General features: G+C 71.3%; 24 protein-coding genes and 1 pseudogene. 17 read left to right on the forward strand and 8 right to left on the reverse strand.

Going from position 1 to position 23697, the window contains the following annotated elements:
• Window positions 1-153: 153 nt before the first annotated feature.
• Genes ACIBL4_RS33300 through ACIBL4_RS33310 form a run of 3 tightly spaced genes read left to right on the forward strand, consistent with a single transcriptional unit; the run spans window position 154 to window position 2956 of the window.
• Window positions 154-1545 (forward strand): ethanolamine ammonia-lyase subunit EutB, encoded by a 1392-nt coding sequence (locus tag ACIBL4_RS33300; RefSeq protein WP_399415502.1) that lies wholly within the window; start codon window positions 154-156, stop codon window positions 1543-1545.
• Complete coding sequence (gene eutC / locus ACIBL4_RS33305; RefSeq protein ID WP_399415503.1) at window positions 1542-2297, forward strand: ethanolamine ammonia-lyase subunit EutC; 756 nt, start codon at window positions 1542-1544, stop codon at window positions 2295-2297. Before ACIBL4_RS33300 ends, eutC begins: the two co-directional genes overlap by 4 nt.
• Window positions 2298-2332: 35 nt before the next feature.
• Complete coding sequence (locus ACIBL4_RS33310; protein ID WP_399415504.1) at window positions 2333-2956, forward strand: Uma2 family endonuclease; 624 nt, start codon at window positions 2333-2335, stop codon at window positions 2954-2956.
• Between the two features lies 1 nt (window position 2957).
• On the opposite strand, the gene ACIBL4_RS33315 is transcribed toward ACIBL4_RS33310, so the two are convergent.
• Complete coding sequence (locus ACIBL4_RS33315) at window positions 2958-3809, reverse strand: diacylglycerol kinase family protein (protein ID WP_399415505.1); 852 nt, start codon at window positions 3807-3809, stop codon at window positions 2958-2960.
• A 185-nt stretch (window positions 3810-3994) separates the two neighbouring features.
• On the opposite strand from ACIBL4_RS33315, the gene ACIBL4_RS33320 reads away from it, so the two are divergent.
• Together ACIBL4_RS33320 and ACIBL4_RS33325 are read left to right on the forward strand one after the other, a co-directional pair.
• Window positions 3995-5278 (forward strand): adenylosuccinate synthase, encoded by a 1284-nt coding sequence (locus ACIBL4_RS33320; RefSeq protein ID WP_399415506.1) that lies wholly within the window; start codon window positions 3995-3997, stop codon window positions 5276-5278.
• 173 nt (window positions 5279-5451) lie between these two features.
• Entirely contained in the window at window positions 5452-5742 is a 291-nt protein-coding gene (locus ACIBL4_RS33325; RefSeq protein WP_399415507.1) for a DUF3303 family protein, read from the forward strand.
• 3 nt (window positions 5743-5745) lie between these two features.
• On the opposite strand, the gene ACIBL4_RS33330 is transcribed toward ACIBL4_RS33325, so the two are convergent.
• The 3 genes from ACIBL4_RS33330 to ACIBL4_RS33340 all read right to left on the reverse strand — a co-directional run bounded on the left by ACIBL4_RS33330 (window position 5746) and on the right by ACIBL4_RS33340 (window position 8717).
• The gene (locus ACIBL4_RS33330) at window positions 5746-6396 is read right to left on the reverse strand and encodes a hypothetical protein (RefSeq protein WP_356922456.1); all 651 of its coding nucleotides are present in this window, start codon (window positions 6394-6396) and stop codon (window positions 5746-5748) included.
• A gap of 123 nt (window positions 6397-6519) precedes the next feature.
• On the reverse strand, window positions 6520-7221 hold the full coding sequence (locus ACIBL4_RS33335) for a GntR family transcriptional regulator (RefSeq protein WP_399415509.1): 702 nt from the start codon (window positions 7219-7221) through the stop codon (window positions 6520-6522).
• A 140-nt stretch (window positions 7222-7361) separates the two neighbouring features.
• Complete coding sequence (locus ACIBL4_RS33340) at window positions 7362-8717, reverse strand: aspartate aminotransferase family protein (protein WP_399415510.1); 1356 nt, start codon at window positions 8715-8717, stop codon at window positions 7362-7364.
• A 165-nt stretch (window positions 8718-8882) separates the two neighbouring features.
• Here ACIBL4_RS33340 and ACIBL4_RS33345 point away from each other — a divergent pair, with 165 nt between their 5' ends.
• The 4 genes and pseudogenes from ACIBL4_RS33345 to ACIBL4_RS33360 form a co-directional block, all read left to right on the forward strand.
• Window positions 8883-9500 carry a type 1 glutamine amidotransferase family protein gene (locus ACIBL4_RS33345; RefSeq protein ID WP_399415511.1) on the forward strand — a complete coding sequence of 206 codons (618 nt, stop codon included), beginning with the start codon at window positions 8883-8885 and terminating at the stop codon, window positions 9498-9500.
• Complete coding sequence (locus ACIBL4_RS33350) at window positions 9497-9955, forward strand: MarR family winged helix-turn-helix transcriptional regulator (protein WP_399415512.1); 459 nt, start codon at window positions 9497-9499, stop codon at window positions 9953-9955. Before ACIBL4_RS33345 ends, ACIBL4_RS33350 begins: the two co-directional genes overlap by 4 nt.
• A gap of 80 nt (window positions 9956-10035) precedes the next feature.
• On the forward strand, window positions 10036-12051 hold the full coding sequence (locus tag ACIBL4_RS33355; protein WP_399415513.1) for a serine/threonine-protein kinase: 2016 nt from the start codon (window positions 10036-10038) through the stop codon (window positions 12049-12051).
• 236 nt (window positions 12052-12287) lie between these two features.
• Window positions 12288-12848 (forward strand): annotated as a pseudogene (locus ACIBL4_RS33360) (substrate-binding domain-containing protein); the annotation flags it as partial.
• Window positions 12849-12983: 135 nt separating this feature from the next.
• Here the strand turns inward: ACIBL4_RS33360 and ACIBL4_RS33365 are convergent.
• Window positions 12984-13739 carry an SLATT domain-containing protein gene (locus ACIBL4_RS33365; protein WP_399415514.1) on the reverse strand — a complete coding sequence of 252 codons (756 nt, stop codon included), beginning with the start codon at window positions 13737-13739 and terminating at the stop codon, window positions 12984-12986.
• 242 nt (window positions 13740-13981) lie between these two features.
• Between ACIBL4_RS33365 and ACIBL4_RS33370 the strand changes: the two genes are divergently transcribed.
• The 4 genes from ACIBL4_RS33370 to ACIBL4_RS33385 all read left to right on the forward strand — a co-directional run bounded on the left by ACIBL4_RS33370 (window position 13982) and on the right by ACIBL4_RS33385 (window position 16197).
• The gene (locus ACIBL4_RS33370) at window positions 13982-14323 is read left to right on the forward strand and encodes a YbaB/EbfC family nucleoid-associated protein (RefSeq protein WP_082319878.1); all 342 of its coding nucleotides are present in this window, start codon (window positions 13982-13984) and stop codon (window positions 14321-14323) included.
• A 100-nt stretch (window positions 14324-14423) separates the two neighbouring features.
• Window positions 14424-15023 (forward strand): recombination mediator RecR, encoded by a 600-nt coding sequence (gene recR, locus ACIBL4_RS33375; protein WP_003991835.1) that lies wholly within the window; start codon window positions 14424-14426, stop codon window positions 15021-15023.
• Window positions 15016-15675 (forward strand): DUF5063 domain-containing protein, encoded by a 660-nt coding sequence (locus ACIBL4_RS33380; RefSeq protein ID WP_399415515.1) that lies wholly within the window; start codon window positions 15016-15018, stop codon window positions 15673-15675. The genes recR and ACIBL4_RS33380 overlap by 8 nt, the downstream gene beginning before the upstream one ends.
• A gap of 60 nt (window positions 15676-15735) precedes the next feature.
• Window positions 15736-16197, forward strand: coding sequence for a hypothetical protein (locus ACIBL4_RS33385; protein WP_399415516.1), 462 nt, complete (start codon window positions 15736-15738; stop codon window positions 16195-16197).
• A 159-nt stretch (window positions 16198-16356) separates the two neighbouring features.
• Here ACIBL4_RS33385 and ACIBL4_RS33390 read toward each other — a convergent pair whose 3' ends face one another.
• Window positions 16357-17193 (reverse strand): PhzF family phenazine biosynthesis protein, encoded by an 837-nt coding sequence (locus ACIBL4_RS33390; protein WP_399415517.1) that lies wholly within the window; start codon window positions 17191-17193, stop codon window positions 16357-16359.
• A 172-nt stretch (window positions 17194-17365) separates the two neighbouring features.
• Between ACIBL4_RS33390 and ACIBL4_RS33395 the strand changes: the two genes are divergently transcribed.
• On the forward strand, window positions 17366-17893 hold the full coding sequence (locus ACIBL4_RS33395) for an SgcJ/EcaC family oxidoreductase (RefSeq protein WP_399415518.1): 528 nt from the start codon (window positions 17366-17368) through the stop codon (window positions 17891-17893).
• Here the strand turns inward: ACIBL4_RS33395 and ACIBL4_RS33400 are convergent.
• The gene (locus ACIBL4_RS33400) at window positions 17859-19244 is read right to left on the reverse strand and encodes a sensor histidine kinase (protein WP_399415519.1); all 1386 of its coding nucleotides are present in this window, start codon (window positions 19242-19244) and stop codon (window positions 17859-17861) included. The genes ACIBL4_RS33395 and ACIBL4_RS33400 overlap by 35 nt on opposite strands.
• Window positions 19241-19984: a response regulator transcription factor gene (locus tag ACIBL4_RS33405; protein ID WP_399415520.1), complete on the reverse strand. Its 744-nt coding sequence runs from the start codon at window positions 19982-19984 to the stop codon at window positions 19241-19243. Before ACIBL4_RS33405 ends, ACIBL4_RS33400 begins: the two co-directional genes overlap by 4 nt.
• Window positions 19985-20220: 236 nt before the next feature.
• On the opposite strand from ACIBL4_RS33405, the gene ACIBL4_RS33410 reads away from it, so the two are divergent.
• The 3 genes from ACIBL4_RS33410 to ACIBL4_RS33420 all read left to right on the forward strand — a co-directional run bounded on the left by ACIBL4_RS33410 (window position 20221) and on the right by ACIBL4_RS33420 (window position 23686).
• A complete protein-coding gene (locus ACIBL4_RS33410) occupies window positions 20221-21498 on the forward strand; it encodes an aspartate kinase (RefSeq protein ID WP_399415522.1) in 1278 nt (425 codons plus the stop codon).
• Window positions 21498-22583, forward strand: a complete 1086-nt coding sequence (locus ACIBL4_RS33415) for an aspartate-semialdehyde dehydrogenase (RefSeq protein WP_399415523.1) — start codon at window positions 21498-21500, stop codon at window positions 22581-22583. Before ACIBL4_RS33410 ends, ACIBL4_RS33415 begins: the two co-directional genes overlap by 1 nt.
• A 527-nt stretch (window positions 22584-23110) precedes the next feature.
• The gene (locus tag ACIBL4_RS33420) at window positions 23111-23686 is read left to right on the forward strand and encodes a SigE family RNA polymerase sigma factor (protein ID WP_010032008.1); all 576 of its coding nucleotides are present in this window, start codon (window positions 23111-23113) and stop codon (window positions 23684-23686) included.
• Window positions 23687-23697 lie beyond the last annotated feature (11 nt).

Genomic DNA, 23697 nt, shown 5'->3' on the forward strand with positions numbered 1-23697 from the left:
GTGAGGATGCTGTCTGGCGTATGAGTCGCTCCAGGGGTGGAGCGGTTAAATGTTTGTCAACCAGACCTTTAGGTGGCCGCCGTAGCGAACAGCTGGGTTAACTCTTCGCGCACGCGTGGACGGGCCCTTTCAGCGACTCGTACGGTCGCCGACATGAGCTACACGTCCACCCTCGGCGGCCACCGCCACCGCTTCGACTCCCTCGCCCGCCTGCTCGCCGCCGCCAGTCCCGAGCGCTCCGGCGACCGGCTGGCCGGGCTCGCCGCCGAGTCGGCGCAGGAGCGGGTCGCGGCACGCTGGGCGCTGGCGGAGGTGCCGCTCGCGGCCTTCCTGACCGAGCCGTTGATCCCCTACGAGAACGACGACGTGACCCGGCTGATCCTCGACACGCACGACGCGGCGGCCTTCGCGCCCGTGGCCGGGCTGACGGTCGGCGAGTTCCGGGAGTGGTTGCTGTCGGAGGCGGCGGACACCGGGACGCTGGCCGCGCTGGCCCCCGGGCTGACGCCGGAGATGGTGGCCGCGGTGTCCAAGCTGATGGGGAACGCGGACCTGGTGGCCGTGGCCCGCAAAGTGCGGGTGGTGACGGCCTTCCGCTCGACGATCGGGCTACCGGGCCGGCTGGCGACGCGACTGCAGCCCAATCATCCCACCGATGACCCGGCGGGAGTCGCGGCGGCGTTGCTGGACGGCCTGCTGCTGGGCTCCGGCGACGCGGTCATCGGCATCAACCCGGCGACGGACAGCCCGAAGGCGGTACGGGACCTGCTGGACCTGCTGGACGGCGTGATCGAGCGGTACGCGATCCCGACCCAGTCGTGCGTGCTGTGCCACGTCACGACGAGCCTCGACCTGATGGCGAGCGGCGCTCCCGTGGACCTGGTCTTCCAGTCCATCGCGGGGACACAGGCGGCGAACGCGTCCTTCGGGGTCACACTGGACCTGCTGGACGAGGCGTACGAGGCGGCGCGGGCACTGCAGCGGGGCACCGTCGGCCGGAACGTCATGTACTTCGAGACCGGGCAGGGCAGCGCCCTGTCGGCCGACGCGCACCACGGGGTGGACCAGCAGACGGTGGAGGCGAGGGCGTACGCGGTCGCCCGCCGCTACGACCCCCTGCTCGTGAACACGGTGGTCGGCTTCATCGGCCCGGAGTACCTCTACGACGGCCGCCAGATCCTCCGCGCCGCCCTGGAGGACCACTTCTGCGGCAAGCTGCTCGGCCTGCCGATGGGCCTGGACATCTGCTACACGAACCACGCGGACGCCGATGACGACGACGTGGCGACGATGCTGACCATGCTGGGCGTGGCCGGCGCCTCCTTCGTGATCTGCACGCCGGGCGGCGACGACATCATGCTCAACTACCAGTCGGCCTCGTACCACGACGCCCTGTACCTGCGCGAGGTGCTGGGCCTGCGCCCGGCGCCGGAGTTCGAGGCGTGGCTGGAGTCGATCGGGCTGCTCGACGAACGGGGCGGGATCAGGGACGTGTCGCTTGCGGCCCACCCGCTCACGGCGATCGGACGGGAGCGGGCGGCATGACGACACCTGACGTCACCGGTGACCTGTGGCCGGCCCTCCGCCGCCACACTCAGGCCCGCATCGGCCTGGGCCGCGCGGGATCAGCGCTGTCCACCCGCCACCGCCTGGAACTCCAGTCCGCGCACGCGGCCGCCCGCGACGCCGTGCACGCGCCGTTCACCCCGGACGCGATCGCGGCAGCGCTGCCCGGCCTGCCGACGATACGGGTGCGCAGCGCGGCCCCCGACCGGCTCACGTACCTCCAGCGCCCGGACCTGGGCCGCCGCCTGGACCCCACGGACCGCGCACACCTGCCCGTGGGCGACTGGGACGTGGTGTTCGTGGTCGCCGACGGCCTGTCCAGCCGGGCGGTGCACGAGCACGCGGCGGCGGTGGTGCGGGAGACGGTGGGGCGGCTGCCGACCTGGAGCATCGCCCCTGTGGTCCTCGCCGAACAGGCCCGGGTGGCCCTCGGTGACGACATCGCCCACGCGATGGGTGCGGCGATGGTGGTCGTGCTCGTCGGCGAACGCCCGGGCATGTCGGCGGCCGACTCCCTGGGCGCCTACCTGACGTACGCGCCGAAGCCGGGCGTGACGACGGACGCCGACCGCAACTGCCTGTCCAACATCCGGCCACCGCTGGGGCTCACGTACGAGACGGCGGCGGGAAAACTGTCGGGGCTGATGGGGAGGGCGCGGGAGTCGGGGGTCACGGGGGTCGGGCTGAAGGACGAGATCGACTGCGGCTCCGTGAGCGAGCGGCTACGCTGAGTGGCGGCTGGTCCGCGGCAAGGGGAGGGCGCATCATGACACGCATGGCAGAGCGACCGGTGATGAGCGGCACCACGCCCCGCAGTGGCTTCGAGGAGCTTCTGGACCTCCTCGACGAGCTGCACGTGCCCGACGGCTACAAGGCCGAGATCATCAGGGGGAGCATCGTCGTGTCGCCGTGGTCGAAGGGGTACTACCACCGTGTGATGCGCCTGGTGTGCGAACAACTGGAGCCGCATCTGCCCAATGGTCACGTGATCGACCGGGCGCCGTTCCTGTACGTCTTCCCGGGGGACGAGTGCGCCTATGGGCCGGACGTCCATGCGGCGCACGAGCGGGTCTTCGAGACAGAGAGCAACCGTTTGGATGGCGAAGGCCTGTCCTTTGCCGCCGAGCTGACCTCTCCCTCCACTCGGAAGGACGACGTGACCGACAAGGTCGAGGTGTACGCCAAGGCGGGCGTCCCCGTCTATCTGGTGCTCGACATGCAGAACGAGCAGGCCACCGTCTTCTGGTCCCCGACCGAGGGCGGATACGAGGGACGCCTGACCAAGTCGTTCGGCGAGAAGCTCTACATCCCGGATCCCTTCGGCTGCACCCTCGACACCGATGGCTTCCAGGCCCCCCGCCGGGAGCCCGATGAGTCGGACGACGACTGACTCACGACATCGCAGGCACCGTAAGCCCCCAAGCCCCCTCCCAAACCGTCCAGGTCCGCCTGCGCACCGGCCCCGACACCCCCGCGTCCGACCGGTACCGGAAATCCGCGCCCACCACGGTCACCGTCTTCCCGGCCGCCCGCACGGGCGACGCCTCCGCGCCCACCGAAGCCGGCCGTACCTCGACCTCCGCCACCCCGGAGGACCCCGGCGTCACAGAGACCGCCTCCACCGGCTGGCCCAGATCCACCAGCGTCACCCCGTCGACCTCCACCCGCAGCCGGGACGGCCGGGGACCGGCGACGGGGACCTCCCGCGCGGGCCGTACCGGCACCAGCGTCTTGACGAGAAACTGGCACGTCCGCAGCCAGGGACGCGCGGAAGGCTCATCCGGCGAAGCCTGCGGATACACCGGCGGTATCCGCAGCGCGCCCAGCACCACCCCGTCGCTGTCGTCCACCATCAGGTCCATCCGCCGCTCGACCCCGTCGAGCACCGCCCGCGCCGCCGCCACCGTCCCCGTCGGCACCCCCAGCGACCGGGCGAGGGACAGCGCGCCCCCGACCGGCACCACCGACAGCGCGCATCCGGACAGCTCCCGATGCCGGTGCAGCAGCGACACCGCGCGGATCAGGGCCCGGTCGTCACCCACCACCACCAGGCGCCGCGAACCCCGCCGGCGCAATGCCCGGGCGAACTCCTCCGGCCCCTCCGGCAGGCACAGCTTCACGGTCGCACCCGCTCCGAGCACGTCTTTCGCTATCCGTACGGACTCGCCGTCGGACCGGCGGGCGACCGGGTCGATGACCACCAGCAGCTGCTCGGACGTCGCGGAAGTCACCACCTCGGCCATGCCTCGCTTCCTCGGGTAGCATCTTTGTGCAAGAGCCCCTTGCGCTATTGCGCCAGGGGCTTCGTCTATTCCGGGGCATCCGGTCCGACGGTTGGCGGCCAACGGCGGTCGCGGTGTACGCGGCCTGCTACCTCCGCGTACGCCCTCGACCATGGACATGCCCCGCCCGGAAGGGGTGTACGCGCGTGCCCGCACTTGTGCTGCTCGGTGCTCAGTGGGGTGACGAAGGCAAGGGAAAGGCCACCGACCTGCTCGGTGGATCCGTGGACTATGTAGTGCGCTACCAGGGCGGCAACAACGCCGGCCACACGGTGGTCGTCGGAGACCAGAAGTACGCACTGCACCTCCTCCCTTCCGGAATCCTGTCCCCCGGCTGCACGCCGGTCATCGGTAACGGTGTCGTCGTCGACCCGTCGGTCCTGCTCTCCGAGCTGAGCGGTCTGAACGAGCGTGGTGTCGACACCTCCAAGCTCCTCCTCAGCGGAAACGCGCACATCATCACGCCGTACAACGTCACGGTCGACAAGGTGACGGAGCGCTTCCTCGGCAAGCGGAAGATCGGCACGACCGGGCGCGGCATCGGCCCGACCTACGCCGACAAGATCAACCGCGTCGGTATCCGTGTGCAGGACCTGTACGACGAGTCGATCCTCACGCAGAAGGTCGAGGCGGCCCTCGACGTCAAGAACCAGATCCTCACCAAGCTCTACAACCGGCGCGCGATCGCCGTCGACCAGGTCGTCGAGGAGCTGCTGGGCTACGCCGACAAGCTCGCGCCGTACGTCGCCGACACCGTCCTGGTCATCAACCAGGCGCTGGAGGAGGAGAAGGTCGTCCTGTTCGAGGGCGGTCAGGGCACGCTCCTGGACATCGACCACGGCACGTACCCCTTCGTCACCTCCTCCAACCCGACCGCGGGTGGCGCCTGCACGGGCGCGGGCGTGGGCCCGACGAAGATCAGCCGGGTCATCGGCATCCTGAAGGCCTACACGACCCGCGTCGGCGCGGGCCCGTTCCCGACGGAGCTGTTCGACGAGGACGGCGAGGCGCTGCGCCGGATCGGCGGCGAGCGCGGTGTCACCACCGGCCGTGACCGGCGCTGCGGCTGGTTCGACGCGGTCATCGCCCGCTACGCGACCCGCGTGAACGGCCTGACGGACTTCTTCCTCACCAAGCTCGACGTCCTCACCGGCTGGGAGCAGATCCCGGTCTGCGTGGCGTACGAGATCGACGGCAAGAGGGTCGAGGAGCTGCCCTACTCCCAGACCGACTTCCACCACGCGAAGCCGGTCTACGAGATGCTGCCGGGCTGGAGCGAGGACATCAGCAAGGCCAAGTCCTTCTCCGACCTGCCGAAGAACGCCCAGAGCTACGTCAAGGCGCTGGAGGAGATGTCCGGCGCCCCGATCTCCGCGATCGGCGTGGGCCCGGGCCGGGACGAGACGATCGAGATCAACTCGTTCCTGTAGCCGGACCGAGCGGCAGACACCCTGCGTCCCGGTGACCCTCGTGGTCACCGGGACGTCCTGCTGTCTGCTCCCGATGGAGCAGTCAAAGGAGGCTTATCGGGCAAATCGGGTCATACGCTGTGCTTGCCGAACGGCGGCAGTCACACCCCGACGGGACACAAGGAGTGAGAGCCATGCGTGTGATGCTCAAGGCGACGCTGGACACGGAAAAGGGCAACGAGGCGATCCGGGGCGGCAAGATGCCGCAGCTCATGCAGGAGGCCATGGAGAAGCTCAAGCCGGAGGCGGCCTACTTCGGCCCGGCCGGCGGTCGCAGGACCTGCTTCCTCGTCTTCGACATGCAGGAAAGCTCCCAGCTGCCTCCCGCGCTGGAGCCGTTCTTCACCGACCTCAACGCCGAGATCGAGGTGTTCCCGATCATGAACGGCGACGACCTGCAGAAGGGGCTGTCCCAGCTGCGCTGACGCTCAGCTGAACACGATCATCGACCCCTGGGCCAGACTCCGCGTCACGGCGGCGTGCAGACCGAGCCAGACGTGGCGTTCCCGGGCGAAGGGGCTCGGATCGTACGGGGCCGGGACGGCGGGTTCCTCCAGCTCCGTGGGCACGAGCGGCGGTTGCGGCGCGGCCGGCGGGTTGGCCGGGTCGATGCCGATGGCCGGGGCGACCAGCTCCAGCTCCCGCAGCAGGGCGTGCGAGGAGCCCAGCGGACCACCGCCCGCGAGAAGGTCGTCGTCGGCGAGCGGACTGGGGAAGTCGACGGGGACGTACGCCCCCGCGTGGTCGTAGTGCCACACCAGGTGCGACTGCTGGGCCGTCGACTCGAACATCTCCAGCAACTGCTCGTAGTCACCGCCGAGTTCGTCCACGGGCGTCACCGGCAGGCCGCACACCTGCAGCAGGTAGGCGCGGCGCAGGAAGTGCAGCGCGTCGTAGTCGAAGCCCGCCACCGGGGCGACGTCGCCCGACAGCCCCGGCATGTACTGGTACACCGGCACCGGCGGCAGCCCGGCCTCGGCGAGCACCTTGTTGTATTGCGCGAGTTCCTCGGCGAACGGATTGTCCGGCGTGTGGCACAACACGTCGACGAGCGGTACCAGCCACAGGTCACAGGCCAAAGAAGGCTCCTCGCTCAGCTCGGTGGGTCGGTGGCGCGGTGGTCAGGGAAGCGTATCGGTGCGGCACGGAAAGCGGCTCCTGCCGTGCATGTCCCATACCCATACGGACAGACGCGACGCAGGTCATCCTGAGGCGAGGCGCTCGATCAGGGCGATGGAGTGCGCGTTGTAGTCGGCGATGATCGACCGTGCGGTGTCGGTGTCGCGGGCGCCCAGGGCGTCGACCAGCTCGGTGTGCCCCGCCCACAGCTCGCCCCGCAGGTCCCTGAGCCGGCGCAGGTGCTGCACCGCGCAGACCCAGGTCTGCACGCGCAGCCGGTGCAGGAAGTCGGCGAGGTAGGGGTTGCCGAAGAGGGCGGCGAGCTCGCGCCAGAAGCGCAGGTCGTAGCCGATGAGGACGGTGAGGTCACCGGCCGCCGCGGCCCGCTGCGCCTCCTCGCCGCGCCGCCGCACCCCGGCGAGTACGGCGGCGACCCGGGGGTCGCCCGGCTGCCCGGAGGCGTGCCGCCCGGTGGTGAGGGCGTGGAACATCCCCTCGATGACCAGGTCGCGGGCCTCGATCATGCCGCGGAAGTCCTCGGCCGAGTACTCGTGGACGCGGAAGCCGCGGTGCTGGTCGGCGTCGAGGAGCCCCTGCGCGGAGAGGTCGACCAGCGCCTCCCGGACCGGCGTGGCGGACACCCCGTACTGGTCGGCGATCTCCTTGACCGTGAACTCCTGCCCCGGCTGCAGCCGTCCCGCCAGTACCTCGTCACGGAGCGCGTCGGCGATCTGCTGTCGCAGGGTGCTGCGCGTCACGGCGCCGTTGCCGGAGCTGCGGGGCATGGTCAGGGCGTCTCCCTCGTCGCGTTCGGGTGGCGTGCACGTGTATGTCTACGGCCACGCCACCTTACGCGTTCGAACGAGGTGAGAGGTTGGTCGTCTACTGACGGGTTGTGGTCGTTTTCTGGTCGGTTTACAGCTGTTTACTTCGTGTATTCGTCCGCCACGGAGAGCGCCGCGTCCAGCGCCGCGAGGCCCTCCTTCAGCTCCGCCTCGGTGACGGTGCAGGGCGGCACCACATGGGTCCGGTTCATGTTCACGAACGGCCACAGTCCGCCGTTCTTCGCGGCGGCGGCGAAGGCGGCCATCGGCGCGTTCGCCTCCCCGGCAGCGTTGTAGGGCACCAGCGGCTCGCGCGTCTCGCGGTCCCGGACCAGCTCCAGCGCCCAGAACATGCCGACGCCGCGCACCTCGCCCACGCTCGGGTGCCGCGCGGCCAGCTCGCGCAGCTGCGGACCGACGACGTTCGCGCCCAGCCGGGCCGCGTTCTCGACGACGCCCTCCTCCGCCATGACGTTGATCGTCGCGACGGCGGCGGCACACGCCAGCGGATGCCCGGAGTACGTCAGACCTCCCGGGTACGGCCGCTTGCCGAAGGTCTCGGCGATCGCACCGGAGATCGCGACCCCGCCCAGCGGCACGTACCCGCTGTTCACGCCCTTGGCGAAGGTCAGCAGGTCGGGCGTGACGCCGAACAGGTCCGCCGCGAACCACTCACCGGTCCGCCCGAACCCGGCCATGACCTCGTCCAGGACGAAGACGATCCCGTACTTGTCGCACAGCTCCCGCACCCCCGCGAGATAGCCGGGCGGCGGGACCATGATCCCGGCCGTGCCCGGGATCGTCTCCAGGATGATCGCCGCGACGGTGGAGGGCCCCTCGAAGGCGATCGTGGTCTCCAGGTGCTCCAGCGCCCGCGCGCACTCCTGCTCCTCGGTCTCGGCGTAGAAGCGGGAGCGGTAGAGGTAGGGCGCCCAGAAGTGCACGACCCCGGCGGTGCCGCTGTCGGAGGCCCAGCGGCGCGGGTCGCCGGTGATGTTCACGGCCTGCTGCGTACCGCCGTGGTACGAGCGGTACGCCGAGAGCACCTTCGGGCGGCCGGTGTGCAGCCGGGCCATCCGGATGGCGTGCTCGACGGCGTCGGCGCCGCCGTTGGTGAAGAAGATCTTGTCCAGGTCGCCCGGGGTCCGCTCGGCGATCAGCCGGGCCGCCTCCGAGCGGGCCTCGATGGCGAACGCGGGCGCGAAGGTCGTCATCCTCGCCGCCTGCTCCTGGATCGCGGCGACGACCCTGGGGTGCTGGTAGCCGACGTTCGTGTAGACGAGCCCGCTGGAGAAGTCGAGGTAGCGCCGGCCGTCGTAGTCCCAGAAGTACGACCCCTCCGCCCCGGCGACGGCGAGCGGGTCGATGAGCTCCTGGGCGGACCAGGAGTGGAACACGTGGTCGCGGTCGGCGGCCTTGACGGCGGCACCGGCTTCGGGGTTCGGCTGAGGGGTCATGCGGGCGAGCGTAGGTGCGGGGGAGAGGGCGGTGAAATCGGCGGCCTGTCTGCCGTCGGCGGCATTCCGCGACAGGTTGTCCAGACGGGACGGAAGGCATTGACAGGGTGGTGCTGTCGAAATGTCAGCATGTTGTCATACGGCACGGGGTCCCGAGGAGGAACCATGAACGCCATCGCAGACCGCAAGCCCGTCCATCTCGCCGTCTACGACACCCTCGCCGACTGGGAGACGGGCCACGCCACGGCCCATCTCGCCCGCGCCGGGTACCGGATCCGGACCGTCGGCCCGTCCACGGACCCGGTCACCAGCATCGGCGGACTGCGCATCCAGCCCGACACGGCCCTGGACGACGTCCGGCCCGAGGACAGCTCCCTGCTGATCCTCCCGGGCGCCGACCTGTGGGACACATCCGGTGACCTGGCGCCCTTCGCCCGCAAGGCCCGGGCGTTCCTGAACGCGGGCGTGCCCGTCGCCGCGATCTGCGGGGCCACGGCCGGGCTCGCCCGCGAGGGCCTGCTCGACGACCGCGACCACACCAGCGCGGTCTCCTTCTACCTGGCCGCGACCGGCTACGCGGGCGGCGAGCGCTACGTCGAGACCGACGCCGTCACCGACAAGAACCTGGTCACCGCGGGCCCGACCGAGCCCGTCGCCTTCGCCCGCGAGATCCTCCGGCTGCTCGGGGTGTACGAGGGCGAGGTGCTCGACGCCTGGTACCGGTTGTTCCACGACTCCGACGCGGCGGCCTACGCCGTGCTGGAGAAGGCCGGGGCGGCATGAGCCGGGAGCGTCAGGACCTGCTCAGCCGCAGCGCCCTCGGGGTGTTCAGGCTGAACGGCCAGTTCCTCGCCGTGGCCGAGGAACTGGCCCGGCCCGCGGGGCTGACCGCCGCCTGGTGGCAGGTGCTCGGCGCGGTCCTGGGGGAGCCGCTGCCCGTCTCCGGCATCGCCCGCGCCATGGGCATCACACGGCAGAGCGTGCAGCGCATCGCCGACCTGCTGGTGGAGCGCGGGCTCGCCGAGTACCGGCCGAACCCCGCGCACCGCCGCGCCAAGCTCCTCGTGCCGACCGCGGAGGGGCGGGCGGCGATCGCCCGGATCGCCCCCGGCCACGCGGCCTTCGCCGACCGGCTGGCGGACGCGCTCGGGGAGGCGGACCTGGCGGAGACGGTGCGGGTACTGGAACGGCTGTCGAAGGTGCTCGACGAGGTGGGACCGCCTGTTACGGAACCGTAGAGGTCGTTCGGGCCTGCCCCGCCCGGGCCCCGCACTATTCTCGATCTGTTGCTCACGTGTGGGGGGAAGGCGGCTGAGCGATGGAGAAGCTGGGGTCCGGGGATCCGCCGCGTATCGGTGCGTACCGGCTGCTGGCGCGGCTCGGTGCGGGCGGCATGGGGCACGTGTATCTGGCACGCTCGGAGCGGGGCCGTACGGTCGCCGTGAAACTCGTGCGCGAGGAACTGGCCGCGCAGGAGGAGTTCCGGGAGCGTTTCCGGCAGGAGGTGCGGGCCGCGCGGCGGGTCGGCGGGTACTGGACGGCGCCGGTGCTGGACGCGGACACCGAGGCGGCGGTGCCGTGGGTGGCCACCGGGTACGTCGCCGGGCCGAGCCTCCAGCAGGTCGTCGGGCACGACCACGGCGCCCTGCCCGAGCGGACGGTCCGCATCCTCGCGGCCGGGCTCGCGCACGCGCTCAAGGACATCCACGCGGCCGGCATCGTCCACCGCGACCTCAAGCCGTCCAACGTCCTGGTCACCATCGACGGCCCGCGCGTCATCGACTTCGGTATCGCCCGGGCCCTGCAGACCGTGACGGACGGCGGGCTCACCCGCACCGGCGCGCTCGTCGGATCGCCCGGCTTCATGGCGCCCGAGCAGGTGCGCGGCGACCGCATCACCCCGGCGTGCGACGTCTTCTGCCTCGGCTCCGTCCTCGCCTACGCCGCCACCGGCGCCCTGCCCTTCGGCACCGCCAACAGCGGTGTGCACGCCCTGATGTTCCGCATCGCCCAGGAGGAACCGGACCTGCAGGGCGTCCCCGAGGGCATCGCCGACCTGGTCCGCGACTGCCTGCGCAAGGACCCCGCCGCACGCCCGTCCCTCGACCGCGTCCTGGAACGCACGGGTGCGGACGACACCGTCTCCGACGGCCGCGCCCTCGACCCGTGGCTCCCGAGCGCCCTGGTCGCCCAACTCGGGCGGCACGCCGTGCGGTTGCTGGACGCGGAGGATCCGGAGGGGGCCGGCTCCGCCGAGGGAGCGGGTTCCGCCGAGCCGCCCGCCGGGCAGCGCGGTTCCGGTCCCGACGAGAACCCCGGCCCCGGCCCCACCCCCGAACACGCCCCCGCCGCCGACGAGTCGTCGCCGCGTCCCGCGCTGCCGCCGGCCCCCGCGACGGCGCTCGCCGCGGCCGCAGGCCCGCCCCCGCCGGGCCTGCCGGGCGAGGGCGCGCCGGTGAACCACCTGCCCACCATGGTCGCCGGTCAGAGCCCACCAGCGGCACCCCAGCAGCCCCCGGGCACGGGCGCCCCCATCCCGTCCCAGCCGCAGCCGCAGATGCAGCCGCCCCCGCAACCGCACCCGGCGTACGGCTACCCCCAGCAGCACCCCCAGCCCGGCGCCCCCGGCACTCCGGGCGCCGCCCCGCCGTACCACCCCGGCTACGGCGGCCTCGGCTCCACCCCGCCCTACGGTCCGCCGCCCTACGGCACGACTCCCCCCTACGGCTCCACCCCGCCCTACGGCCCCCCGCAGGACCCGGGGCCGAGAAACGGCCGTTCCACCGCGCTGCTCGTCGTGATCGCCCTGGTCGTCGCGCTGGCCGCGGGCGGCTCGGTGTACGCGCTGATGCAGGGCCGCGACGGTGACCAGGCGGGCGGCGACCCCACCCCCACGCAGAGCACCGGCGCGCCCCCGACCACGCCGGGCCCGTCCCCGACGACCTCGCAGCCGGACCCCTCCGCCTCTGAGGCGGACGGCTCGATCCCGACGGCGTACCTGGGCACCTGGACCACGACCATCGACAACGCCGACGGCGAGCACAGCCGTTCGCTCACCATCCAGCAGGGCGAACCGGGTGACACGGTTCTGTCCCTCGTGGCCGACGGCCCGACCAAGGGCGGCGGCAGCTACCACTGCGTGTTCGAGGGGCGGTTGACCGCGCAACCCGGCGCCGACGGCACCCTGAAGATCGGCCCGTCCACCGTGACCGTCGGGCAGCCGCGCACCGCCTGCACCCCGGGCGCCGCCACCGAGATCACCGTCCTGTCGGACGGCACGCTCCAGCGCGTCAACACGAGCAGCGGGGAGCGGCTGACGTACACGAGGCAGTGACCGATCTTCTCGCGGGCGGGACGTCGTTGAACGTCCGGCGAATTCGAGCCGACGAATCCCGGATGCCCGCTCGTACAGCCGTACGGTGACCGGACGATCGCATTCGTCCGGCGGCGGGGGCACCGACGATGGAGTGGCTGAGCGCGGAGAACCTCGTGGCCGTGGCGACGGCCGTCCTCGGCATCATCGCCTCGGGCGTGATGGTCTGGTGCGAGCGCCGGGTGCCGCGCCGCACCCTGACGAACCTGTCCACGGACGACGTACGGCGCCTCTACCGGGGCGAGATCCGCAACTGGCGGCAGCTCGGCGGCCCGGACCTGCCCGTGCACCTGGTCAGCCGGGACGCCAACTCCGGGACGAGACAGGTGTTCCAGCGCCGGGTGCTGGGACGGGGCGAGATCGCCAACTCCTCCGTCGACTGCGTCCACAAGGACGACCCGACGGCGGCCGTCATCCGCTGCGAACTCGACTCCACGGACCAGGTGCTGACCACGGTCGCCGGCCTGCCGGGCGCCATCGGCTACAGCGAACTCAACCTGGCCGCCCGCGCCAAGGGCCTGCACGCCCTGCGCCTGGACGGCGACCCGGCCTCCGTCGACGCCCTCGAACACGGCACGAGCGACTACCCCTACCGCGAGATCGAGTACGCCTACACCTACGGCCGCCCCCCGGCCGACTCCCAGGCGTCGAGCTTCCTCACCTACCTCGCCCGCGGCAACGGCCAGGACGTCATCCGCACGCACGGCCACCTGCCGTGCTGGACCCCGGAGGGCCTGACCCTGTGCGCGCAGGACTGAGCTTCCGTTCGCCCTTGAGGGCCTGGGAGGTACCCCCAGGGCGGCACGGGTGGGCGCAGCGGCACCCCGCAGCGCCGGGCTGCGCACCCACCCGACCTCAGCACCAACCCCGAGCACCGGCAGACCGAGCCCCGCTCACCGCGGCTCCGGCGGCCGCTGCCGGGGCATGTTCGGTCGCGCGCCCCCCGCCGGGGGCCCGGAGAACCGTCCGTTGAAACCCCCCGCCTCGGTCCCGCGCCCACCCCCGGGGAACACCACCGCCTGCAACCCCACGGGCGCACCGCCGCTGCGGAATTCGCCCACCCACTCCGCCGTCTCCCCCCGCACCAGCTCGCTCACGTCCTCGGAGAACCTCCGCAACACCCCGAGACACCGCTCGGCCGCCTCACTGGCCGTCCCCTCCGCCGGGCCCAGAACCTCCCGCACGCACTCCGCGGCCCAGTCGAACTGAAGCGCCTGCAGCCGCCGCTGCACGGCCTGTGCGGTGGCCACGTCCCGCATCCAGCCCGACGTCACCCCGAAGTACCGGTCGACAGCCACGCAGGCCACCCCCAGCAGCAGTGCCAGGCACCCCCAGGGCGCGATCCCGGCCGCGACCCCGGTCAGATCCAGCAGGGGCAGCGCGACGCCGGTGACCGCCCCCGCCGCGGCCCCGCAGCGCAGCACCCGCGCACACCGCCGCTTCCACACCCGGTCCTCCAGGTACCAGGCCGCCGTCCGCAGCGCACCGCGTTCCACCCACCGGTACAGCTCGTCGAGCCGGACCGCCGGCTCCCCCCAGTCCCCGAGCGGGAAGGCCCGCCCGGTCAGATCGCCCGGCCGCAGCCGGGCCGTCCCCTCGCCCCGTCCGTCCTGAGGCGGCCTCTCGGGCTGCATCTCCGGCTGACCCACCCGGCACTCCCTACTGACCACGCTGCGTGACAAGTGACACACACGACGCACACGCGCCGGACCCTTCCTACCCCCCAACACGTGGCGAAGATGTAGCTTCGCCGCTTTTCCGCCCGGAAGTATTCCTTGATCAGTTATAGGGCGCGAGGCGAACTCACTCGAAAGAGTGCTGGGGCGACGGCAGGCCCGACCACGTAGGCTCGTGCCGAACGGGAAAACCCGTACCGAGCAAGGAGCTGATCGTGATCCCCGGTGGTGGCCAGCCCAATATGCAGCAGCTGCTCCAGCAGGCCCAGAAGATGCAACAGGACCTGGCACAGGCGCAGGAGGAACTGGCGCAGACGGAGGTCGACGGCCAGGCGGGCGGTGGCCTCGTGACCGCGACCGTCACCGGCGCCGGCGAGCTGCGCAACCTGAAGATCGACCCGAAGGCGGTGGATCCGGAGGACACCGAGACCCTCGCCGACCTGGTCGTGGCGGCAGTGCAGGCGGCCAACGAGAACGCGCAGGCGCTCCAGCAGCAGAAGCTGGGACCGCTCGCGCAGGGTCTGGGCGGCGGCGGCATCCCCGGACTGCCGTTCTGAGACGCCCGCCGCCTTCCTCGGACAGGCGGCTGACAACTACGGTACGTACGGGAAGGCCGTACGGCGCGAACGACCTCGATGAGCCAGGAAAGGCAGTCCGTTGTACGAAGGCGTGGTCCAGGACCTGATCGACGAGCTGGGGCGGCTGCCCGGCGTCGGTCCCAAGAGCGCCCAGCGGATCGCCTTCCACATCCTGCAGGCGGAGCCCACGGACGTGCGGCGGCTCGCCCAGGCCCTCATGGAGGTCAAGGCGAAGGTCCGCTTCTGCGCGACCTGCGGGAACGTCGCGCAGGAGGAACTGTGCAACATCTGCCGCGACACCCGCCGCGACCCGGCCGTCATCTGCGTCGTCGAGGAGCCGAAGGACGTCGTGGCGATCGAGCGCACGCGTGAGTTCCGGGGCCGGTACCACGTCCTGGGCGGCGCGATCAGCCCGATCGACGGGGTCGGGCCGGACGACCTGCGGATCAGGGAACTCCTGGCCCGCCTGGCCGACGGCACGGTCACGGAGCTCATCCTCGCCACGGACCCCAACCTCGAGGGCGAGGCGACCGCCACGTACCTCGCCCGCATGATCAAGCCCATGGGCCTGAAGGTCACCCGCCTGGCCAGCGGCCTCCCGGTGGGTGGCGACCTGGAATACGCGGACGAGGTGACCCTCGGTCGCGCCTTCGAGGGGAGACGACTCCTAGATGTCTGACGCCACGCTGCACGCGACCGACCAGAACCCGGACGACTTCGCCGTCCAGATCGCGGACCAGGTCGAGAGCTTCCTGGTCGCCGTCACGGAGATCGCGAAGGGCGCCGAGCCGGAATCGGCCGTGCCCTTCCTGCTCCTGGAGGTCTCCCAGCTCCTCCTGGCCGGCGGCCGGCTCGGCGCGCACGAGGACATCGTGCCCGACGAGCGCTACGAGCCCGACCCGGGCCCCGAGCCGGACGTCGACGAACTCCGCGAGAACCTGGCCCGCCTCCTCGACCCCGTCGACGTCTACTCGGAGGTCTTCGACCCCTACGAGCCCCGCAAGGCCCCGGTCCCGGCCCGTATCTCCGACGACCTCACCGACCTCATCACCGACCTGCGCCACGGCATGGTCCACTACCGGGCCGGCCGCACCACGGAGGCCCTGTGGTGGTGGCAGTTCTCCTACTTCTCCAACTGGGGTTCCACCGCCTCCGCGACCCTGCGCGCCCTCCAGTCCGTCCTCGCCCACGTCCGCCTCGACCAGCCCCTGGCCGAACTCGACGGCCTCGACACGGACCAGGACATGGGCGACGACACCCTGGAGATCGAGGCGGGCCGGGTGATGGCGGAGGAGATCGCGGGCCCGCTGGGCCTGCGCCCGGCCAAGTAACCGCCCCCGCCTCAACGGCTCTTCGCACCACAGCCCGGCCCCGAGCGCGATGATGGCCGTATGACCGGTCAGTCGAAGGCATTGATGTGGACGGGTGTCGGGCTGTGCGCCGCCGGGGCCCTGGGACTCGTCGTCGGCGCCGTCCTGGACGTCGAGGCGGCGGATCCCTGGGCCAGCGTGGCAGGCGGCGTCGCGGCGCTGATCGGCCTGGCGCTCGCGGTGTACGCCGGGTTCCAGGGCTCGGCAGAGACGCCCGATATGTCCGGTGCGGGTATTTCTGGCCCGGCGGTGAACGCGAGCGGTACGAGGTCCGTCGCCGCCGGCGGGAACATCGGTACGGCGTCGACCGGCGACGGCCCGGGAACCCCCGCGCCCGCCCCGCCGGCGAACCCCTCGACCCCGCCCCTGACCCCGACCCCGCCCTCTTCCACGCCTCCGCAGCCTCGGAACGTCACGGCCTCCGGCGAGCGTTCGATCGCCGCTGGCGGTGGCATCGGCTCCGCCTCCACGGGAGACACATGAGCACGTCGGCGGAGGCACCTCGCCCTGTCCGACGAGGTGGGCCGCCGCCTCAACGGTCCACGGCGGTGGCCAGCGCCTCCTCGTCGACGTAGGGAGCGGTCGGCGTCGGCTCGCTGTACCACCTGAGTGGCCAGACTTACAGACTCACGAACCGCCCTCTCAGAGCTGGACGGCCGTGCCGGTCACGCCGATGCCCGTGTCCGGCTCCGCCGGTACCGTCACCGTGATCGTGCTCGGGCGTCCCATGTCCGCGCCCTGGTGGATCGTCAGGGTTGCCGGCGGGGAGACGAGGCCGAGCTCCCGCAGATAGCCGCCGAACGCGGCCGCCGCCGCCCCCGTGGCCGGGTCCTCGACCACACCGCCGGGCGGGAACGGGTTGCGGGCGTGGAACACCGTGGGGGACTCCCGCCAGACCAGGTTGACGGTGGTCCAGTCCCTGTGGGCCATGAGGGCGCCGAGCGCGGCCATGTCGTAGTCCAGGTCGGCCAGCCGGTCCCGGCTCGCGGCGGCGATGACCGGGTGCCAGGCTCCGGCGAAGGCCGCGCGGGGCGGCAGCGCCGGGTCCAGTTCCCCGGCGGACCAGCTCAGGACGGCGAGCAGCTCGGCCAGATCGGCCTCCTCGATCGGTGCCGTACGCGGTGCGACGCTCACCAGGGTCGCCACGAGGGTGCCGTCCGCCGCCCGGTCGGTGGTGACGGTGACAGGGCCCGCCGCCGTGCGCAGCCGCAGGCGTCCGGTGCCGTGTCGCTCCGCGTGGGCGACGGCCGTGGCGATCGTCGCGTGGCCGCAGAACGGCACCTCTGCGAGCGGGCTGAAGTACCGAACGACCAGGGCCCCGTCGCCGGATGGCACCGCGAACGCCGTCTCCGAGTAGCCGACTTCGGCCGCCGTCGCCAGCATCGCAGTGTCGGCGGCCCCGGTCGCGTCGAGCACGACCCCCGCGGGGTTGCCGCCCTTGGGATCCGTGCTGAATGCCACGTAGCGCAATACCTCCATGCCCAGACGGTAGCGTCCGGCTCCACGTCACGCTTCGTGATTTGGGGGCTCCTTGTACGCCCCCTGTACGTCGGCTGCACGGCCCCTAACCGGTGAACCGCGAACCTGGAGTCACTTCCACCGCAGAGGACGCGGAGGCAAGTCAACTCCCCCCAATGTCACTGGAGATGTCATGAACCGTCGCCCCGTACGCCGTCGCATAGCCGCCGCCACCGCTGTCGCCGCCCTGGCCGCCGGTACCTTCGCCCTCGGCGCCGGGGTCGCCGGAGCCGACTCCCGCGGCAAGTCCGCGCAGCCGTCGGCCAAGATGGCCACCAAGGCCCAGGTGCTCGGACTCTTCGACCAGTGGAACGCGGCGCTGCAGACCGGCGATGCGCAGAAGGTCGCCGACCTGTACGCGAAAGACGCCGTCCTGCTGCCGACCGTCTCGAACAACGTCCGTACGGACAGAGCCGAGATCGTCGACTACTTCGAGCACTTCCTCCGGAACAAGCCGGTCGGCACGAAGGTCGAGTCGGTCGTCAACGTCCTCGACCGGGACACCGTCATCGACACCGGTGTGTACGAGTTCGCGCTCACCGACCCCGGGACGGGCGCGAAGAACACCGTCAAGGCCCGCTACACGTACGCCTACGAGAAGCAGGCCGACGGCACGTGGCTGATCGTCAACCACCACTCCTCGAAGATGCCCGAGAGCTGACCGCCCGGAGGGTGATGGTCACGCACAGACCACCCCCGGGAGCGTCCGTCAGGGCCACGGTCCCGCCGTCGTCCGTCGCCAGTTGCCTGACGACGGCGAGACCGAGACCGGAACCGCCCTTCCCGGTCAGGCCCTGGCCGCGCCAGAAGCGGTCGAAGGCGCGGGACTTCTCGGCGTCCGACATGCCGGGGCCCTCGTCCAGCACCGACACCCCCACCACATCGCCCCGGGGGTCCACCCGCACGGTGATCGTCCCGCCGTCCGGTGAGACCTCCAGGGCGTTGGAGAGCACGTTGTCCAGCATCTGGTCCAGATGACCCGGGCTGGACAGCACGGACGGCCGGCCGTCGATACTCCCCCCGAGCGCGACGGTGACTCCGCGCTCGTCGGCGGCCGGTCTCCACACGGCGAGCCGCTCCCGCACGATGTCCAGCAGCGGGAGCGGCTCGGCCACCGTCACCTTCGCCTCGGCCCGGGCCAGCACCAGCAGGCCGTTGACCAGGCGGTTCATACGGACCACCTCGGCGGTGGCCTGTTCCACGTCCTCCCGGACGAACTCGTCGTCCACACCGTCCGCGATGTTGTCCAGGGACAGCCGCAGGGCCGTGAGCGGGGTGCGCAGCTGGTGCGAGGCGTCCGCCACGAAGTTGCGCTGGGCCGCGATCAGGGTGTCCAGGCGTTCCGCGCCCTGGTTGAGGGTGCGTGCCAGCGTCTGGGTCTCCGGCGGGCCCGTCACGGGGGAGCGGGCGGTCAGGTCGCCGTCGCTGAACCTGCTCGCCATGTCGTTGAGCTGGCGCAGCGGGCGGGTGAGGCGGCGTGCCACCCCCACGCCGAGCAGGGCGGCCACCACGAGGACCAGCACCGCGAGGACCGCCCGGAAACCCCAGATCGTCCACAGGCGGTCGGTCATCTCGTTCGTCGAGTAGACGATGCGCACGGCGCCGGCGGGGCGGTCTTCCCCGGCCTTCTTGGCGGGGACCGTGATCACCAGATCGGTACCCCAGATGAAGGAGGAGCCCCAGTCGGTCGTCGAACGGTTCCGGTCGAGGGCCGCGGTCAGGGCCGCGTCCTCCCGCGCGCGGAGCAGGCCCGGCGCGCAGCCCGCAGATCCCGTCACCTGCACGTCGCCGGGCGTCTCGGCGGCGTACGCGGTGGCCATCTTCTGGAGTGCCTCGCACGAGGTGGAATCGCCGTTGGCCAGCAGCAGCGCCATGGTCTTGGCCTCGCGCAGCACGGAGTCCGCGGTGTCACCCCGCAGCTGGGAGGTGAGCGAGAAGGCCACCGGCACCGTGAACAGGGCGATGGCGATCGCGACGAGGAAGATGTAGCTGCGGACGAGCTGGCGGATCATGAGGCGCCGCTGCCCGTTCCGGTGCCCGGCTCGCCACCGCCGTCCTTGCGGCCGTCACCGTCCTTGACGATCTCCAGCCGGAAGCCGACCCCGCGCACCGCCTCGATCGTGATCACCCCCGCGAGCTTCCGCCGCAGCGCCGCCACGTGCACGTCCAGCGTCTTCGTCGGCCCGAACCAGTTCGCGTCCCAGACCGCTTCCATGATCTGCTCGCGCGACATCAGCGCCCCGGGCTCCTCGGTGAGGAAGGCCAGCAGGTCGTACTCCTTGGGGGCGAGGGCCACCTCCTCGCCGTCGAGCCGCACCCGGGCCGCCTTGCGGTCGACGGTCAGGCGGGGGCCGTAGCGGTCGGGGCCGTTCCCGGCCGCCCCGGCGGCGGGGTCGCGGGGCTGCGCGCGGCGCATGACCGCCCGGATGCGGGCGATGACCTCGCGGACGCCGAACGGCTTGGAGACGTAGTCGTCCGCACCGATCTCCAGGCCCACCACCCGGTCCGTCTCGTCGCTGCGGGCGCTGATCACGATGATCGGGACGTCGCCGCGCTCGCGCAGCGCCTTGCAGACGTCCAGGCCGTCGGTGTCGGGCAGGCCGAGGTCCAGCAGGACGACGTCGTAGGGGCTCATGTGGTCCAGCGCCGCCCGGCCGGTGGTGACCCACTCCACCTCGAAGCCGTAGCGCTGCAGGCCGCGTCTGAGGGACTCGGCGACCGGTTCATCGTCTTCCACCAGAAGTACGCGCACAGGCGCACCCTAGTGCTTGAAAGTTGAGGCACGGAGAGTGGCCCGTGTGCGATTGTGACGCCGGGCACTTTCTCGCGTGGCCTGTGCCCAGGTGGGCATGAGCAGACCTGAACGAGTACCCCGGGAAGTCTCACCATGCGATATCGCGGAGGGGATTTTCGGACGCTCGTTAGACTGAGCCGACCGCAGTACGAATGCGTATGAGCGGATAGAAACGGATTGAGCGAGGAGCGCACGTGGGCCTTGTCGTGCAGAAGTACGGAGGCTCCTCCGTAGCCGATGCCGAGGGCATCAAGCGCGTCGCCAAGCGGATCGTGGAAGCGAAGCAGAACGGCAACCAGGTGGTTGCCGTCGTTTCCGCGATGGGCGACACGACGGACGAGCTGATCGATCTCGCCGAGCAGGTTTCCCCGATGCCTGCCGGGCGCGAGCTCGACATGCTGCTGACCGCCGGAGAGCGGATCTCCATGGCACTGCTGGCCATGGCGATCAAAAAGCTGGGCCACGAGGCCCAGTCGTTCACCGGCAGCCAGGCAGGTGTCATCACCGACTCGGTCCACAACAAAGCCCGGATCATCGACGTCACGCCGGGCCGGATCAAGACCTCGGTGGACGAGGGCAACATCGCGATCGTGGCGGGTTTCCAGGGCGTCAGCCAGGACACCAAGGACATCACCACGCTCGGCCGCGGCGGCTCCGACACCACCGCGGTGGCCCTCGCCGCCGCCCTCGACGCCGACGTGTGCGAGATCTACACCGACGTCGACGGCGTGTTCACCGCCGACCCGCGCGTGGTGAAGAAGGCCCGGAAGATCGACTGGATCTCCCTCGAGGACATGCTCGAGCTGGCGGCATCCGGGTCGAAGGTGCTGCTCCACCGCTGCGTGGAGTACGCCCGCCGGTACGACATCCCGATCCACGTCCGGTCCAGCTTCAGCGGACTTCAGGGCACGTGGGTCAGCAGTGAGCCGATTCAGCAAGGGGACAAGCAGGTGGAGCAGGCCATCATCTCCGGTGTCGCGCACGACACCTCCGAGGCCAAGGTCACGGTCGTCGGCGTGCCGGACAAGCCGGGCGAGGCGGCCGCGATCTTCCGGACGATCTCGGACGCCGAGATCAACATCGACATGATCGTGCAGAACGTGTCCGCCGCCTCCACGGGTCTGACGGACATCTCCTTCACGCTCCCCAAGGCCGAGGGCCGCAAGGCCATCGACGCCCTGGAGAAGAACAAGGCCACCATCGGCTTCGAGTCCCTGCGCTACGACGACCAGATCGGCAAGATCTCCCTCGTCGGCGCCGGGATGAAGACCAACCCGGGTGTCACGGCCGACTTCTTCAAGGCGCTGTCCGACGCCGGTGTGAACATCGAGCTGATCTCGACCTCCGAGATCCGCATCTCGGTCGTCACCCGCGCCGACGACGTGCCCGAGGCCGTCCGTGCCGTGCACACCGCGTTCGGGCTCGACTCCGACAGCGACGAGGCCGTCGTCTACGGAGGCACCGGCCGCTGATGGCAGGCCTCCGACGGGCCGACGGGTCCGGCCGGTCCGGGCGGCCGACGCTCGCCGTCGTGGGAGCGACCGGGGCCGTCGGCACGGTCATGCTCCAGATCCTGTCCCAGCGGGCGGACGTCTGGGGCGAGATCCGACTGATCGCCTCCCCGCGCTCGGCCGGCCGCAAGCTGGCCGTGCGCGGCGAGGAGACCGAGGTCGTGGCCCTCACCGAGGAGGCCTTCGACGGGGTCGACGTCGCCATGTTCGACGTCCCCGACGAGGTCGCCGAGCGGTGGGCGCCCCTGGCCGCCGCCAAGGGCGCGGTGGTGGTCGACAACTCCGGCACCTTCCGGATGGACCCGGAGGTGCCCCTCGTGGTGCCCGAGGTCAATCCGCACGCCGTGCGGATGCGCCCGCGCGGCATCATCGCCAACCCCAGCTGCACGACGCTCTCCATGATCGTGGCCCTGGGCGCGCTGCACGCCGAGTTCGGGCTGCGCGAGCTGGTGGTCTCCTCGTACCAGGCGGTCAGCGGCGCCGGCCGCGCGGGCGTGGTGACGCTGCGGCAGCAGCTGTCCCTGGTCGCCGGCACGGAACTGGGGACCAGCCCCGGTGACGTACGGCGGGCCGTGGGGGACGGCACCGGACCGTTCCCGGAGCCGGTCGCGCTGAACGTCGTGCCGTGGGCCGGGTCGCCGCGCGAGGACGGCTGGTCGTCGGAGGAGCTGAAGGTCCGGGACGAGTCCCGCAAGATCCTCGGGCTGCCCGGCCTGCCCGTGGCCGTCACCTGTGTGCGCGTACCGGTGATCACCACGCACTCGCTGACCGTGCACGCCCGCTTCGAGGGCGAGGTCACCGTCGACAAGGCCCGCGAGATCCTCGCCACGGCGCCCGGTGTCGTGCTGTTCGACAACCCGGCCGCGGGCGAGTTCCCCACCCCCGCCGACGTGGTCGGCACCGACCCGACGTGGGTCGGGCGAGTGCGGCGGGCGCTGGACGACCCGACGGCTCTCGAACTGTTCGTCTGCGGGGACAACCTGCGCAAGGGCTCCGCGCTGAACACCGCGCAGATCGCCGAACTGGTGGCCGCCGAGCTCTCGTGACGTGCCGTAACCCTCGTGGGTTTTCGGGAAGTTTCGCCGCGCCGGAATCCCCCGCCGCCTGCCATAGGCGGTTTGTAGGATCTGTGTACGACATGTGAGCCGATCGATGGTCCGGACCACTTGTCCCGGGGCCCATCGGCGTCCGAGGATTTACCTCCCCGCCCTCCGCAACCGCGCGGAGGGCGGGGAGCGTCTTTGCGGTCGCCCTTCCGGGCCGCGGGACGTGCATTCAGGCGTGGGGACGCCTGGAAACGGGCGTGGGGACGCTCGTTCACATATGGACATAGGGGATGAGCGGGACGCATGAGGGCATTTGATGCACCACCGGTTGTGCTGCCTGACGCGGGTAGACCGTCGACGGCCGAGGTCGGCGTGAAAGTGATGCCCGGCACGTACAACCCTCATGGGGGGAAGCGTGTCCAACAGACGTGGCAGAGGTACTCGACTTCAGCGCGGCACGCGGCACGGTCATCAGACCGCCCCGTCCGGCGGCTCTACGACCCCGCATGCCCGGTACCGCCGGTGGGATGCCGGTGATCGCGCCCGTGCCCGCAGCGCGGCCGGCCCGCATCCCGAACCAGCGTGACGGCGCCGAGGACGGTGTCGCGGCCGGGACCACCGTCGACCACCTCACCGAGACCTACCGGGCGCACTACCGCTCGCTGCTCGGTCTCGCCGCCCTCCTCCTCGACGACACGGCCTCCTGCGAGGACGTCGTCCAGGAGGCCTTCATCCGTGTCCACTCGGCCCGCAAGCGCGTCCGCGACCCCGAGAAGACCCTGGCCTACCTGCGTCAGACGGTCGTCAACCTGTCGCGCTCGGCGCTGCGCCGCCGCATCCTCGGCCTCAAGCTGCTGTCGAAGCCCATGCCCGACATGGCGAGCGCCGAGGAAGGCGCCTACGACCAGCTGGAGCGCGACTCCCTCATCAAGGCGATGAAGGGCCTCCAGCGCCGCCAGCGCGAGGTGCTGGTGCTGCGCTACTTCGCGGACATGACCGAGGCCCAGGTCGCCGAGACCCTCGGCATATCCCTGGGTTCGGTCAAGGCCTACGGCTCGCGCGGCATCGCGGCGCTCCGGCTGGCCATGGAGGCGCCGGCATGAGCGACGGCAAC

This window comes from Streptomyces sp. NPDC050416, assembly GCF_044458845.1.
In the GTDB taxonomy this organism is placed as follows: domain Bacteria; phylum Actinomycetota; class Actinomycetes; order Streptomycetales; family Streptomycetaceae; genus Streptomyces.